Annotated in this window: 14 protein-coding genes; 6 read left to right on the plus strand and 8 right to left on the minus strand. The window is 59.8% G+C overall.

Annotated elements, in window-relative coordinates:
* Positions 1 to 60: 60 nt before the first annotated feature.
* Positions 61 to 531 carry a DUF1289 domain-containing protein gene (locus JN524_RS22405; RefSeq protein ID WP_041067373.1) on the minus strand — a complete coding sequence of 157 codons (471 nt, stop codon included), beginning with the start codon at positions 529 to 531 and terminating at the stop codon, positions 61 to 63.
* Between the two features lie 467 nt (positions 532 to 998).
* On the opposite strand from JN524_RS22405, the gene acnB reads away from it, so the two are divergent.
* Complete coding sequence (acnB, locus tag JN524_RS22410) at positions 999 to 3,608, plus strand: bifunctional aconitate hydratase 2/2-methylisocitrate dehydratase (protein ID WP_027613175.1); 2,610 nt, start codon at positions 999 to 1,001, stop codon at positions 3,606 to 3,608.
* Between the two features lie 160 nt (positions 3,609 to 3,768).
* Here acnB and JN524_RS22415 read toward each other — a convergent pair whose 3' ends face one another.
* From JN524_RS22415 to JN524_RS27600, 4 genes are all read right to left on the minus strand, one after another.
* Positions 3,769 to 5,421 carry a SulP family inorganic anion transporter gene (locus JN524_RS22415; RefSeq protein ID WP_202370743.1) on the minus strand — a complete coding sequence of 551 codons (1,653 nt, stop codon included), beginning with the start codon at positions 5,419 to 5,421 and terminating at the stop codon, positions 3,769 to 3,771.
* Between the two features lie 151 nt (positions 5,422 to 5,572).
* A complete protein-coding gene (locus tag JN524_RS22420; RefSeq protein ID WP_027613177.1) occupies positions 5,573 to 6,853 on the minus strand; it encodes an HAAAP family serine/threonine permease in 1,281 nt (426 codons plus the stop codon).
* A gap of 252 nt (positions 6,854 to 7,105) precedes the next feature.
* Entirely contained in the window at positions 7,106 to 7,276 is a 171-nt protein-coding gene (locus tag JN524_RS22425; protein ID WP_202370744.1) for a hypothetical protein, read from the minus strand.
* 52 nt (positions 7,277 to 7,328) lie between these two features.
* Positions 7,329 to 7,709 (minus strand): hypothetical protein, encoded by a 381-nt coding sequence (locus JN524_RS27600; protein WP_442964287.1) that lies wholly within the window; start codon positions 7,707 to 7,709, stop codon positions 7,329 to 7,331.
* A 44-nt stretch (positions 7,710 to 7,753) separates the two neighbouring features.
* On the opposite strand from JN524_RS27600, the gene JN524_RS22435 reads away from it, so the two are divergent.
* The 5 genes from JN524_RS22435 to JN524_RS22460 all read left to right on the plus strand — a co-directional run bounded on the left by JN524_RS22435 (position 7,754) and on the right by JN524_RS22460 (position 11,991).
* Positions 7,754 to 8,137, plus strand: a complete 384-nt coding sequence (locus JN524_RS22435; protein ID WP_202370745.1) for a tautomerase family protein — start codon at positions 7,754 to 7,756, stop codon at positions 8,135 to 8,137.
* Positions 8,138 to 8,344: 207 nt separating this feature from the next.
* Positions 8,345 to 8,869: a cysteine hydrolase family protein gene (locus JN524_RS22445; protein WP_202370747.1), complete on the plus strand. Its 525-nt coding sequence runs from the start codon at positions 8,345 to 8,347 to the stop codon at positions 8,867 to 8,869.
* A 139-nt stretch (positions 8,870 to 9,008) separates the two neighbouring features.
* Entirely contained in the window at positions 9,009 to 9,977 is a 969-nt protein-coding gene (locus JN524_RS22450) for a 2-hydroxyacid dehydrogenase (RefSeq protein WP_202370748.1), read from the plus strand.
* 156 nt (positions 9,978 to 10,133) lie between these two features.
* Complete coding sequence (locus JN524_RS22455) at positions 10,134 to 11,201, plus strand: phosphotransferase family protein (RefSeq protein ID WP_115990105.1); 1,068 nt, start codon at positions 10,134 to 10,136, stop codon at positions 11,199 to 11,201.
* Positions 11,202 to 11,223: 22 nt separating this feature from the next.
* On the plus strand, positions 11,224 to 11,991 hold the full coding sequence (locus JN524_RS22460) for an SDR family oxidoreductase (protein WP_007965755.1): 768 nt from the start codon (positions 11,224 to 11,226) through the stop codon (positions 11,989 to 11,991).
* Between the two features lie 96 nt (positions 11,992 to 12,087).
* Here JN524_RS22460 and JN524_RS22465 read toward each other — a convergent pair whose 3' ends face one another.
* The 3 genes from JN524_RS22465 to JN524_RS22475 all read right to left on the minus strand — a co-directional run bounded on the left by JN524_RS22465 (position 12,088) and on the right by JN524_RS22475 (position 14,948).
* Positions 12,088 to 12,309 carry a hypothetical protein gene (locus tag JN524_RS22465; RefSeq protein ID WP_147304815.1) on the minus strand — a complete coding sequence of 74 codons (222 nt, stop codon included), beginning with the start codon at positions 12,307 to 12,309 and terminating at the stop codon, positions 12,088 to 12,090.
* 749 nt (positions 12,310 to 13,058) lie between these two features.
* Positions 13,059 to 13,316, minus strand: coding sequence for a DUF1652 domain-containing protein (locus JN524_RS22470; RefSeq protein WP_027613184.1), 258 nt, complete (start codon positions 13,314 to 13,316; stop codon positions 13,059 to 13,061).
* Between the two features lie 135 nt (positions 13,317 to 13,451).
* The gene (locus JN524_RS22475; protein ID WP_202370749.1) at positions 13,452 to 14,948 is read right to left on the minus strand and encodes a helix-turn-helix transcriptional regulator; all 1,497 of its coding nucleotides are present in this window, start codon (positions 14,946 to 14,948) and stop codon (positions 13,452 to 13,454) included.
* Positions 14,949 to 15,077 lie beyond the last annotated feature (129 nt).

Below are 15,077 nucleotides of genomic sequence, written 5' to 3' on the forward strand. Positions count from 1 at the left end.
CTCCTACAAGGGAATGCGTTCCACCTGTAGGAGCTACCGCAGGCTGCGATCTTTTGATCTTCAGGCGCCGAAGGCGTCCTTGAGGAAGCCCGGTGCGATATAGCGCTGATAATGCGCTTCCGACAGCAGGAAAAATTCCCGATCAATGGCATCGCGCAACTCCGGCAGGTTCCAGTCGCGGAACTCCGGCAGCAACACCATCCCGTAGGCTTCCAGATTAATGATCACCCGCGCCCCGCGCGCAATCAGCTGATAGGCCCAGCAATATTCCGACTGATGCGGCACGAAGCGGATCTTGCGCTGTTCCAGCTGTTGGCGCAGGCGCGCCGAATCGAAGATCTCGACCTTGCTCGCCATCACTTGTGACAGCAATTGCTCCAGACGCAACCACACCGCACGCTTTTCCTCCTCGCCGTAACCATTCCAGTGGATCACTTCGTGGTGGAAACGCTTGCAGCCACGGCACACCAGATCTCCGTAAACAGTGGAGCAGAGGCCGACGCAGGGGGTCTTGATGGTCTGATTGGGCATAAATTGGCAAAACACTGAAACGCGGAACAGGCCGGCATGTTAGCCCTTTGTCGGGCATTGATCACCCCTCAAACGTCAGGGGCAAGCGCTGGCTCGCGGTTTGACTCACCTGCGCACAACGCCACCAAAGTCCAATAGAGCGCGACTTACCTTTAAATTTTTTTTGCCGTAGAATCAGCCAGCCTTTTAAGGCGCCAATGTCCGTTAGAAGCTGTTTTCAAAGCGTCACGAGCACAGTCGTTCCTTCAGAGCGGTGTTGGCGAAGGGTTTTTCCAGCGGGGAAAAGCCCAACGCCAACCCTCATCAGCTCCCCGTTCTGCAGGCGTAAAACTTTGAAAGCAGCTTCTGTAAGGAATTGCCGGTAATTCTGGCCAAACGACCCACAACGTCGTGCGGTGCATGAGTACGGCAATTTCGGGATGAGCGTCCCGGACACCCATTTGGGACCACTGATGAGGGTAATAACTGTGCTTGAAGCCTACCGCAAACATATCGAAGAGCGTGCAGCCCTGGGTATCGTTCCCCAGCCGCTTAACGCCGAACAAACTGCAGGCCTGGTCGAGCTGCTGAAGAATCCTCCGGCTGGCGAAGAAGCTTTCCTCGTTGACCTGATCACCAATCGCGTACCACCAGGAGTGGACGAAGCCGCTTACGTCAAAGCCGGTTTCCTGTCGGCCCTGGCCAAAGGCGAAGTCACCTCCCCTCTGCTGGACAAGAAGCGCGCTGTAGAACTGCTCGGCACCATGCAGGGCGGCTACAACATCGTGACTCTGGTTGAACTGCTGGACAACGCCGAGCTGGCGCCAGTGGCTGCCGAAGAACTCAAGCACACCCTGCTGATGTTCGATGCCTTCCACGACGTGGCTGAAAAAGCCAAGAACGGCAACGTTCACGCCAAGGCCGTGCTGCAATCCTGGGCTGACGGCGAGTGGTTCAAGAAGCGCCCGGTACTGGCCGACAAGATCAGCCTGCGCGTGTTCAAGGTCACCGGCGAAACCAACACCGACGACCTGTCCCCTGCACCAGACGCCTGGTCGCGTCCTGACATCCCGCTGCACGCCCTGGCCATGCTGAAAATGGCCCGTGACGGCATCGTTCCGGACGAGCAAGGCAAGACCGGCCCGATGAAGCAGATCGAAGAGATGCGCGGTCAAGGCTTCCCGATCGCCTACGTCGGTGACGTGGTCGGTACCGGTTCCTCGCGTAAATCGGCAACCAACTCGGTGCTGTGGTTCTTCGGCGACGACATCCCTTACGTGCCGAACAAGCGCGCTGGCGGTTTCTGCTTCGGCAGCAAAATCGCTCCGATCTTCTACAACACCATGGAAGATGCCGGCGCACTGCCAATCGAGTTCGACGTGTCGAACATGAACATGGGCGACGTGATCGACCTGTACCCGCACGCAGGCAAGGTCTGCAAGCACGGTACCGACGAAGTCATCACCACCTTCGAAATGAAGACCCCTGTGCTGCTGGACGAAGTCCGTGCCGGCGGTCGTATTCCGCTGATCATCGGCCGTGGCCTGACCGAGAAGGCTCGCGCCGAACTGGGTCTGCCTGCGTTCGATCTGTTCAAGAAGCCTGAAGCACCGGCCGAAAGCACCAAGGGCTTCACCCTGGCGCAGAAAATGGTCGGCAAGGCGTGCGGTCTGGCAGAAGGCAAAGGCGTTCGTCCTGGCACCTACTGCGAACCGAAAATGACCACCGTGGGTTCTCAGGACACCACCGGTCCAATGACTCGTGACGAACTGAAAGACCTGGCGTGCCTGGGCTTCTCCGCTGACCTGGTGATGCAGTCCTTCTGCCACACCGCGGCGTATCCGAAGCCGATCGACGTGACCACCCACCACACCCTGCCTGACTTCATCATGACCCGCGGCGGCGTTTCCCTGCGTCCTGGCGACGGCATCATCCACTCGTGGCTGAACCGCATGCTGCTGCCGGACACCGTAGGTACCGGTGGTGACTCGCACACCCGTTTCCCGATGGGCATTTCGTTCCCGGCCGGTTCCGGTCTGGTCGCGTTCGCCGCTGCCACCGGCGTCATGCCGCTGGACATGCCGGAATCGATCCTGGTGCGTTTCAAAGGCAAAATGAAACCTGGCATCACCCTGCGTGACCTGGTTCATGCCATTCCTTACTTCGCCATCCAGAACGGTCTGCTGACCGTCGAGAAGAAAGGCAAGAAAAACGCCTTCTCCGGCCGCATCCTGGAGATCGAAGGCCTGGAAGGTCTGACCCTGGAACAGGCGTTCGAACTGTCCGACGCCTCGGCCGAACGTTCGGCTGCCGGTTGCACCATCAAGCTGTCGAAAGAGTCGATCACCGAGTACCTGCAGTCCAACATCACCCTGCTGCGCTGGATGATCGGCGAAGGCTACGGCGATGCACGCACCCTGGAACGTCGCGCGCAAGCGATGGAAGCCTGGATTGCCAACCCTGAGCTGATGGAAGCCGATGCCGACGCCGAATACGCCGAAGTCATCGAAATCGATCTGGCCGACATCAACGAGCCTGTTCTGTGCGCGCCGAACGATCCGGACGACGCCCGTCTGCTGTCCAGCGTGGCTGGCGAGAAGATTGACGAAGTGTTCATCGGTTCGTGCATGACCAACATCGGTCACTTCCGTGCTGCCGGTAAACTGCTGGATCAGGTCAAAGGTCAGCTGCCAACCCGTCTGTGGCTGTCGCCGCCGACCAAGATGGACGCTCACCAACTGACCGAAGAAGGCTACTACGGCATCTACGGCAAGGCTGGCGCACGCATGGAAATGCCAGGCTGCTCGCTGTGCATGGGTAACCAGGCACGCGTTGAGCCGAACAGCACCGTGGTCTCGACTTCGACCCGTAACTTCCCGAACCGTCTGGGCGACGGCGCGAACGTCTACCTGGCTTCGGCCGAGCTGGCGTCCGTGGCTTCGATCCTGGGTCGCCTGCCGACCGTCGAGGAGTACATGGAATACGCTGGCAAGATCGACAGCATGGCGGCCGATGTCTACCGCTACCTGTCCTTCGACCAGATCGCCGAGTTCCGTGAAGCTGCTGCGAACGCCAAGATTCCGGTCGTTCAAGCCTAACGCTGCAACGCAATGAAAAAACGCCGCACATCGTGAGATGAGCGGCGTTTTTTTATGCGTGCTCTGTTCCACATCATTCCTCGTAGGAGCTGCCGAAGGCTGCGATCTTTGCTCTTGATCTTAAAAAGCAAGATCAAAAGATCGCAGCCTCCGGCAGCTCCTACAGGGAGGCGTCAGGCTTCAAGGCTTGCTGCACCGCGCAATCAACGCTAAGCCCGCTGAGTATCACGCCGTGGGCCGGCACCTCCGGCAATGCCTCCAGCACCGTCAGTGCCTCATGCTTGAGTCGCGCCAGAATCAGGCGCTTGCCCTCCTGATGCACCCGCAGGAAAAACTCTTGCATTGCCTCGATGCTGGTGCCGTCCAGGTCCGGGGTTTCCTCCAGACTGAGAATCACCGCGTGCAGCGGCACGTCCGAATGACGAATCAAGTGCAGCGCCGTACCGAGAATCCGCTCGACGTTGGCAAAGAACAACGCCTCACTGGGCCGCACAATCAGCACTCCCGGCTCAGTCACCGCCGTTGGGTGACGCTGCAGGTCGACAAAATCATGCCCGCCATCAATGCGCCCGAGCACCTGAATGTCCGCCGCCGACATCTGTTTGAGCATCAGCAACACGCTGATCGCCACCGACACCAGCAAGCCGTCGAGAATGCCCAGCACCAACACCGCCCCCACCGCACACAACACCAGCAGCCGATCCCGGCGCCAGACGAAGTAACGCCCCAACGGCTGCAGACTCAAGCCACGCGCCAGTGCATGAATCACGATGGCCGCCAGAATCGGCTCCGGTGTCAGGGCGATCCACGGCAGCACCGTCAGCACGATCACCAGCACCACCAGCGCCGCTACCCCACCGGCCCAGCGTGAAGTCGCGCCAGCGGCCTCGTTCGCCGACGTTGCCGAATACCCGGCCCCCGCCGGCATGCCATGGAACAATCCGGACAACAAGTTCGCTGCGCCGAGTGCCAGCAGATCGCGGTTGGAGGTCACACGATCACCGTGCTTGAGGGCGAACGAACTGATCGAGCCGTACGACTCGGCGTACAGAATCATCACCAGCGCAAAACCCACCTCCCCCAGCCGCAGCCAGTCGGCAAACGGCAGCACCGGCAGGCTCGGCACCTCCAGGCTCAGGTCGATCAAACCGATCATGTTCACGCCATACGCCGGAAGGTTCAGCCATTGCCCGGCGACGATGCCGATCACCACCACCAGCAAACCGCCAGGCACCCGTGGAAAGCGCGAGAACAGTCCCAACAGCACCAGCGCCACCGCTGCGACGGCCGCCGCCGGCCAGTTCCACTGCGGCAGTTGTTCGAGCAGTTGCGGGGCGAAGCGCACCAGATTGGCATCGGTCAGGTGCACGCCGACCACGCTGGCGACCTGCTTGAGGATGATGGTCAGCGCGAGGCCGAAAGCGAAGCCGCGCAGTACCGGTTTGGCGATAAACGCGGTGACGCTGCCAAAACGAAAGATCCCCGCCAGCAAGAACAGCCCACCGGTGACCAGCACCAATCCGACCGCCAGGGTCGCGCGCAACTGCGGGTCGCCATTGGCCATGGTCGCCGTGGCCGCCGCCAGCACCGCTGCCGAGGATGACGTAGCGGAAACAATGGCAAAACGGCTGGTGCCAAACAGCCCATAACACAGCAGACCGGCAAACAGCGCAATCACCCCAGCCTGGGGCGCCAGCGCGGCGATGGTCGAATAGGCGACCGCTTCGGGCAACAGCAGACCGGCAATCGATAGACCGGCGAGGATGTCCTGCCAGCGATTGGGGGGCTCTACAGATTGGGGCGCGCTCGACAATCCACTGTCTCCAGACGAAAAAAAGCCGCTGCGCATGAGAGATGCGCAGCGGCCTACTGTAGCTGAAAAGCGAAAGATCGCAGCCTTCGGCAGCTCCTACAGATATACACAAACCCTGTAGGAGTTGCCGCAGGCTGCGATCTCTTGATCTTTAAGCAGTCAGCGAATAAATCACCGCCGAAATGGCCACCAGACCGACCAGGGTAACGAATACGTTCGACGCCTGACCGCGATAGCGCGCCATCGCCGGTACTTTACGAATCGCGTACATCGGCATCAGGAACAGGATCGCCGCAATCACCGGACCGCCGACGGCCTCGATCATCCCGAGAATGCTCGGGTTCAGGGTCGCAACGATCCAGCACACCACCAGCATGAACGCCGCCACGATACGATCCAGCGCTTTGGCGCCCGGACGCTTGCCGCTCTTGACGATCAGGCCCTTGAGGCCTTCGCTGGCACCGATGTAGTGGCCGAGGAACGACTTGGAAATCGCCACAAAGGCAATCAACGGCGCCGCGAAGGCGATGGCCGGGTTGCTGAAGTGGTTGGCCAGGTAGGACAGGATCGACAGGTTCTGCGCCTTGGCTTCGGCCAGTTGTTCCGGCGACAGGGTCAGCACGCAACTGAAGACGAAGAACAGCACCATCACCACCATCAACAGGTGGGCACGGCAGAGGATCTGCGAGCTGCGCTGCTCCGCATTGGCACCGTAACGACGCTTCTGGTCCACCGCGAAGGCCGAGATGATCGGCGAGTGGTTGAACGAGAACACCATCACCGGAATCGCCAGCCACAGTGTGTGCAGCAGTGCCGACGGTGCCGGCACTTGGGAGGCGGTGGTGAGAATGCCGCCATTCCAGTGCGGAATCAGGTACACCGCGAGGAACAGCAACGCGACGATGAACGGATACACCATCAGGCTCATCGCCTTGACGATCGCCTGCTCGCCGCAACGCACCACGGCCAGCAGGCCGAGGATCAGCACGAACGACAGCAGCGCGCGCGGTGGCGGCGTGATGTGCAGTTGGTGTTCGAGGAAGCTGGCGACCGTGTTGGTCAGGCCGACGCTGTAGATCAGCAGGATCGGGAAGATGGCGAAGAAGTACAGCAGGGTAATCAGCGCGCCGGCCTTGATGCCGAAATGCTGCTCGACCACCTCGGTGATGTCGGCGCCTTCGCGACCGGAGAGCACGAAGCGGGTCAGGCCGCGGTGAGCGAAGAATGTCATCGGGAAGGCCAGCAGCGCGAGGATCACCAGCGGCCAGAAGCCACCCAGACCGGCGTTGATCGGCAAAAACAGGGTACCGGCGCCAATGGCCGTCCCGAACAGTCCCAACATCCACGTGGTGTCATGGCGATTCCAGCTCGACAGTTCAGCTGGTGCTGCCGCTTCATAGCGTGCGTCGACGCTATTGGCCTGATCATTCATCCGGTCGGATCTCCGCATTCCGGTCACTTGCCACTCGGTCAGGACGCGTCGGAAAAAACCGACAGACATGCTCCGGCCGAAACAGGGGCGCGATTCTCCGCGATAAATGAGCAGAAGCAAAGACTTAGCTGAGGAATGGTTGTACGGAGCAGATCAGCGGGTTGTCGTTTTCGGGAAAATGGCTGTCGGCTCCGGATACGTGAAATGTCGTTTTCCGGCAAGTTTCAATGTACTACGAGGGGGAAGACTTGATCAGATTGATCGAGCCAGCATGAAACCGAGTGACATGCAAAACAGGCCGAACGCCAACATTCCCCAGATTGGGTACATATCGCCCTTGTTTTTGATGCGCATTCTTTCTTCCCACTCATCGTGCTCACGTTCCAGTTCTTCCATTCTGGCTTTGAAGTCATAGGTGCTCATGTTCGTTTTTCCTTTTTGGCTTATGGGTCTGACGGTGGTGAAACACAAACACTCAAAACTTGAAAAAAACACTTGCTACCGCAGTGATTGCAGTCACCAGGGCACCTGATACGGCGAGCGGATATAAATACGTTTCCCTGCTTAGCTTCTTCTCTTCCGCCAGAAGTTTTTTTCTTTCGGCGATGAGTTTGCGTGTTTCATTTCGGAGCCTTTCGAGTTCCAGGTGTTCTCGATTGTTTCGAAGCATTCGCCTTCCTTGGCTGTTGGCAGTTTCTACCCGAGCTGCTTTGTGCCCCCATGATTTCGCGTTCATCGATGTTCCGATAGCAGACGCATCTGCCAATTTCGTAGGCAAATTCCCCGCAAATAGTAGGTAGCCTCGTACAAAAGCAACGGCGAGATCATCACTCCTTACTTTCAATTTTCCCGACATGCTCTAGCGTGAGATGAGTCCCCTGCCCCACGGAGTCTTTGCCCATGCCCCTCGTCCGCGTCGAAATCAAAAAGCACAGCGACCCCATCTTCGCCAAACGCATCGGCGAGCAGATCTACGCCGCCATGCGCGCCACCATCAATGTGCCGGAACACGATAATTTCCAGATCCTCAACGAGCACGACGGCGAGCATTTCATCTTCGACCCGCAGTACCTGGGCATCCAGCGCAGCGATCAGTTGGTGATCATCCAGATCACCCTCAATGAAGGTCGGACGCTGGAGCAGAAAAAAGCCCTGTACCAGACCATCGCGCACAGCCTGAACACTCAACTGGGCATTCGTATGGAAGACGTGTTCATCAATCTGGTGGAAGTCAAAAAGGAGAATTGGTCGTTCGGCAACGGCATCGCTCAATACGCCAGTTGACAGCCCTTCGCCGCCGCCAGCATGATCGGCGGCATGAACGTTCGCCCGCTGCACCTCACCCGTACCACCACGACCGCCACCGGCGGGTCGTGGTGTTGCTGCCTGAGGTGAATCCAGCGCAGTGAACCCAAGGCCCCGCCAGCAATGGACGGGGCCTTGTTGTTTCTCCCGTCCGTGCGGCTTTTGCAGCCCTCAAGGAGAAACATCATGTCCGCAGCATTGTTGATCATCGATATGCAGGTCGGTCTGTTCCATGGCCCGGAAAAACCCCACGACGGCGAACGTGTGCTCGCCAACATCCAGCACCTGCTCCGCCAGGCACGCCTGCAACACGTGCCGATCTATGCCGCACGCCACAGCGGCCCGGCAGGTTCGCCGATTGCCGCCGGCAGCCCCTTCTGGCAACTGCTGCCGGAACTCGAACTGGATGCCGAGTCCGACCACGTGTTCGACAAGTCCCGACCCAACGCCTTCCATGGCACCGATCTGGCGCAGCAACTTAAAAGCCGAAACGTCGAAGATCTGTACCTGGTCGGCATGAAGACCCAGTTCTGCGTCGACGCCACCTGCCGCGCCGCTGCCGATCAGGGCTTCAAACCGTTGCTGGTGGCCGACGCTCACACTTGCATGGACACCCCGGCATTACCTGCCCACGTCATCATCGAGCACCATAACGCCACCCTCGGCGGAGCATTTGCACGGCTGATCAACAGCGCCGACGTGAGCTTCTGACGAAGCGCCCGCGCGCTCCCCGTTTCAGCTCCTACACTGGCTGAAGCGGGGCTGCGGCCACCATTGCCAAACCGCTCTGGAATCAGCACTCTGACACGACTTTCGCGACCACACCGTCATAGATCACAGGAGCCGCGCAATGCCCGCCACCGTTCTGGTACTGGTTGAAACCATCAATGACTATTTGCCGATTCTCGAGCATCAGGGCTTTCACCTGATCCTCGCACCAACCCCTGCCGAACGTGCGCAAGCCATCGCCAGCCACGGCGCACGGATCGACGCGGTGCTGACCCGTGGCCCGCTGGGACTGACCGCTGAGGAAATCGCCGCCCTGCCGGCGCTGAAAATCATCACCGTGATCGGCGCCGGTTATGAACACGTTGACCTGCAGGCTGCCAGCGATCGCGGGATCACCGTGACCAATGGTGCCGGGGTCAATGCCTCGTCGGTGGCCGATCATGCGATGGCGATGCTGTTGGCGCTGGTGCGCGACATTCCGCGCTGCGACGCGGCGGTGCGCCGGGGTGAATGGCCGAAGATCATGCGCCCGTCGCTGGCCAATAAACGCCTGGGCATTCTCGGCCTGGGCGCGGTGGGCATGGCAATTGCCAGGCGTGCTCACCTCGGTTTCGACATGCAGATCAGTTACCACAACCGTCAGTTGCGCAGTGATGTGCCCTACGCGTTCTGCTCGACGCCAACCGAACTGGCACGCGCCTCGGACTTTCTGATTATCGCTACGCCGGGCGGAATCGGCACCCAGCATCTGGTGACTCGCCCGGTGCTCGAAGCCCTTGGCCCGAACGGTTTCATCGTCAACATCGCCCGGGCGAGTGTCATCACCACAGCGGATCTGATCACTGCCCTTGAGCAACGACGGATTGCCGGGGCTGCGCTAGACGTGTTCGATCATGAACCGCAGGTGCCGGATGCACTGAAAAGCCTGAGTAATGTGATTCTCACGCCACACGTCGCCGGCCTGTCACCCGAGGCCACCCAAGGCACGGTGGAACTGGTGGGAAAAAACCTCGTGGCGTTCTTCTCAGGGCAACCGGTGCTGACGCCGATCGCCCTGCCCCCCAGGCTCAACAACCAACGCGTGCATTGAAAAGAGCCGGCAGCGCCCTGCTGCCGTACCTATTCGAAACGCTGATTATCCTGCAACACGCTAACCTATAAGACCGCTGCGCGCTTGTGGCCGCCCGAGTGCGCCATTAGATTAGCCAATGATGTCTGGCCTCCAAAATAAGCAGAAGGGATAAGCATGGCGCTTACTGACCAGTCCACCCGGATCCGCTCTGGCGAAGAACTCGATGCCAGCCTGATCGATCCGTACTTGAAGAAGCACATTCCGGGGCTGACCGGCACGCCGCAGATCAGCCAGTTCCCCGGCGGTGCGTCGAACCTGACTTACCTTCTGGAGTACCCGCAGCAGGAGTTCGTGCTGCGCCGGCCGCCGTTCGGCCACAAGGCCAAATCCGCCCACGACATGGGCCGCGAATTCCGCATCCTCAACCAACTGCGCGACGGTTTCCCCTACTGCCCGAAAGCCTACGTGCACTGCACCGACGAGTCGGTGATCGGTGCCGAGTTCTATGTGATGGAACGGGTCAAGGGCATCATCCTGCGCTCCGACCTGCCGCCAGAACTGGGCCTCGATGCAGCGAAAACCGAAGCGCTGTGCAAGAGCTTCATCGACCGCTTTGTTGAGCTGCATCGGGTTGACTACAACGCCTGCGGCCTCGGCGATCTGGGCAAGCCGGAAGGCTACGTCGCCCGCCAGATCAAGGGCTGGAGCGAGCGCTACGAAAAAGCCCTGACCCCGGATGCGCCGCACTGGGAGAAAGTCAAAGCCTGGCTCAACGACAAGATGCCGGCCGACCATCCGACCTCGAGCATCGTCCACAACGACTATCGCTTCGACAACGTGATCCTCGACCCGAACAACCCGATGCAGATCATCGGCGTGCTCGACTGGGAACTGACCACCCTCGGCGACCCGCTGATGGACCTGGGCAACACCCTCGCCTACTGGATTCAGGCCGATGATCCGGCACCGGTGCAACTGATGCGCCGCCAGCCGAGCCACGCCCCGGGCATGCTGACCCGCCGCGAATTCGTCGATTACTACGCCGAACGCTCGGGCATCCAGATCGACAATTTCGACTTCTACTACACCTACGGCCTGTTCCGTCTGGCCGGCATCGTGCAGCAGATCTACTACCGCTTCTACCACGGCCAGACCCAGGACAAACGCTTCGCGCAGTTCATTCACATGAACAAACTGCTGGAGCACATGAGCCTGCAGGTCATTGCGAAATCGAGCCTCTGACGGCCCACACCAAGGAACCCTTATGTCCAAGACTCAGTTGTTCGACCTCGACGGCAAAATCGCATTCGTCTCCGGCGCCAGCCGTGGCATCGGTGAAGCCATCGCCAAACTGCTGGCCCAGCAAGGCGCCCACGTGATCGTCTCGAGCCGCAAGCTCGAAGGCTGCCAGCACGTCGCCGACGCCATCATCGCCGCCGGCGGCAAGGCCACCGCCGTGGCCTGCCACATTGGTGAAATGGAACAGATCAGCCAGGTCTTCGCCGGAATCAAGGAACAGTTCGGTCGCCTCGATATTCTGGTGAACAACGCGGCGACCAACCCGCAGTTCTGCAACGTGCTGGACACCGATCTGGGTGCGTTCCAGAAGACTGTCGACGTGAACATCCGTGGCTACTTCTTCATGTCGGTGGAAGCCGGCAAGCTGATGCGCGAGAACGGTGGCGGCAGCATCATCAACGTCGCCTCGATCAACGGGATTTCACCGGGCGTGTTCCAGGGCATCTACTCGGTGACCAAGGCCGCCGTGATCAACATGACCAAAGTCTTCGCCAAGGAATGCGCGCAATTCGGCATCCGCTGCAACGCCTTGCTGCCGGGCCTGACCGACACCAAATTCGCTTCGGCCTTGGTGAAGAATGACGCGATCCTCAAGCAGGCACTGACGCAGATCCCGCTCAAGCGCGTGGCCGACCCGAGTGAAATGGCCGGGGCGGTGCTGTATCTGGCAAGTGATGCATCGAGCTACACCACCGGGGTTTCGCTGAATGTGGATGGTGGGTTCCTGTCCTAAACCAGACGCGCCTGTGTAGGCGCTGCCTTCGGCAGCGCCTACACAGGATTGAGGTCAGGCAATGACCTTATGCACCGCCAGCAAAGCCGCCCCACGCTACTGCGTGACACACCGGGTGGTGGTGATATGCCGAGTGACCTGCTCGTCAACATACATATCGCCCGACACCTGAGTGTTTTCCAGGGTCTGACAGGTACGCACCGGCGGTGGTGGCGGTGCAGCAGGCGGCGGTGGCGGAGGACTGGCGCAGCCGCTCAATAGCGCGATCGAGAAAGCCAGCGACAACGGCAGATACACGCGTTTCCCAGGATTATTCATAGGACGACCCGCGATGAATGGAAGAGCCACTTCCGCTATCGCGCACGAATACCGCGGATGACGGAAGACCTGACCACTCATTCTTTATAGCCGACTACCCTGCAAGCGCCAGTGAAATGGAGGGGGATGGAGGAATCGGCTGTCGATTTTGTGGGGAGTAAATCTGTGTGGGAGGGGTACATCAACAAGAATTTTTTTGACTGGAAGGCCGCCATCGCTGGCAAGCCAGCTCCCACAGGGGTTGAGTATTCCTGACTGAAATGGGTCAGCTGTCAGGCCGCCTTCGCGAGCAAGCCCGCTCCCACAGTTGGAATGGGTGTGTTCAGTTGGAAATGGGTCGGCTGTCAGGTCGCCATCGCCAGCAGGCTGGCTCCCAGAAGCCCCAGATCAAAAGATCGCAGCCTGCGGCAGCTCCTACACTGGCCGAGTGTCAGCTCGCCGAAAGCTTTTGATCTGAGGGCCCGTCGGCAGGCTGAGTGGAGGGATTTATCCGGGGGTGGGAGCGCAGCGACCGTTTGGCGCAGCCAAACACAGCGAGAGGAGGTGCAGCGAAGCAAACCGTAGGCGCTGCCCCCGGATGAATCCCGCAGCGAAGGAACCCGAGCCTAAGCGAGGGCCGAACGTCAGGGTAAAGCCTTTTTGGTTACTTTTTCGGCGTCTGGAAAAAGTGACCCGCCGTAAGGGCGGAACCGTAATCAGCAACCCCCGCAGCAACGGATATACACCCAAAACAAACCAACACCAAAACCCTAAGCCATATCCGGATCCCGAGCAGCCCGCAAAGAATTGCTCTCCAACTCATACCGCAACTCATCAACCAACGCCGCCACAGCCTCCGGCGTACGCAACGCATTGAGCTTCAACCCGCTGATCACCAGATCCACCTGCCCCGAATCCGGGTGATACAACTTCACCGTCAGCGAATGATCCCCATCCACTGAACACTCGCACGCCAAGGGCGAAAAACTCTGTTCGAGGCTGGCGCGCAACTGCGCAAGATTCATCATGGAGCCTGTTCCTTTAGCTGTTTCGAAGGGAGACGATCCCGAGCCAAACAGGCTCGTATCGCACCCCAACAGACTAAGAACTGCCCTATCTCACCAGAACCTGCATTTGCACCGCATCAGCTAGTGCATTTGCACCTACCGCTGACCCTTCGCGCCGCGCTCGCCAGAAAACAGACCACGCTCCCGCGCCCAGACAATCGCCTCGCTGCGACTGTGCACATCAAGCTTGGAATACACCGTCGCCACATGATTGCGCACGGTGTTCGGTGCGAGCTTCAGGCGGGCGGCAATCTCCTTGTCGGCCAGGCCTTCGCAGATCAGCCCCAACACATCGCGCTCACGCGCCGTCAGGTCAGTGAACGACACGCTCGGCAGTTGCGGCGAGTTGACCTTCTTCACATTGGCCAATTTTTCGATCAGCGTCCGGCTGAACCACGAAGCATCCTTCATCACCTCTTCAATCGCCGCCACCAGCTCCAGCTCGGTGCGCTTGCGCTCGGTGATGTCCATCAGCACCAGCAGATAGCACGGCGTGTCCTGAATATTCACGGTGTCGGCAGACACCGCGCACTCCAGCAGATCCGCGTCCTTCTTGCGCACCCGCACATCGACCCGATCCACTCGTCCGCTTTTCGCCAGGGCGGTCAGCAGTCGTGCCCGCGCGCCGTCGTCGTCAATGAAATTCAGCTGGGTCACGGTTTTGCCGACAACGTCGTCACTCTCGTACGCCAGGGTGTCGAGGAACGCCTGATTGACATCGATCACCTGCTGTTCGTCGGCGGTGCAGATCAGAATCGGCACCGGAGTCAGGCGGAACGCCTTGGCGAAGCGCTCTTCACTCTGGCGCAGCGCCACCTCGGCCTTGTGGCGCAGCTCCATGTCGACAAAGGAAAACAGCATGCAATCCTCATCATTGAGCACCAACGGTTGCCCGGCGACGATCACTTGCTTGCTGCCGCCATCGGGCAGGCGCAGTTGAGCCTGCATCTGCGGAATAGTCGCCACATCGCGCAGGCGCTGGATCGCCAGATCCTTTTTTTCGGCCTGCTCGAAGATGTCGATTTCATAGGCCGAGGTGCCGATCACCTGCTCGCGGGTGTAACCGGTCATCTCCAGAAACCCCGGATTGACCTTGATGTAGCGCAAATCGCTGAGGCGGCAGATCACCGCCGGCGCCGGGTTGGCATTGAAGGTTTTTTCGAAGCGCTGCTCGGCGTTCGCCCAATCGGTGACGTCGCTCATGATCAGCACCAGTGACTCCGGCTGCCCTTCGCGATCAGTCAGGATCATGCTGCGCACGCTGTGCACCCAAACGTGCTCGGGATCATTCACGGCAGACACTTCGATCAGCACGTCGTTGAACGCTTCGCAGCGTGCCGCGCGGCTGATCGGGTAGTGCTCCGGGGGCACCGTATGATTGTTGCGATAGCGCAGGCTGAAGCGCTTGGCATACTCGTCGGCATTAGTGCCCAGCTCGCCGATCCGGCTGACACCGTGCATCACCAGCGCCGCTTCGTTGGCCCAGAGGATGCTCTGATCAAGCTCCAGCAGAATCACCCCGTCGGACAGCCCGGCGATGATCTGCTGCAGCTGGCGACGGTTGGTTTCAGTGGTCAGGACTTCCTGGCTCATTGGATCTCCACAGGGAATTCGCGTGTGAAGATTACGACCGCAGGCGTTCGCGATCGTGCCGAACTCTTCAACAACACCACAAATCCCTGTAGGAGTGAGCCTGCTCGCGATAGCGGTCTGTCAGCCACA

Origin of the sequence: Pseudomonas sp. MWU318 (genome assembly GCF_016756945.1) — a bacterium.
Lineage (GTDB): Bacteria > Pseudomonadota > Gammaproteobacteria > Pseudomonadales > Pseudomonadaceae > Aquipseudomonas > Aquipseudomonas putida_A.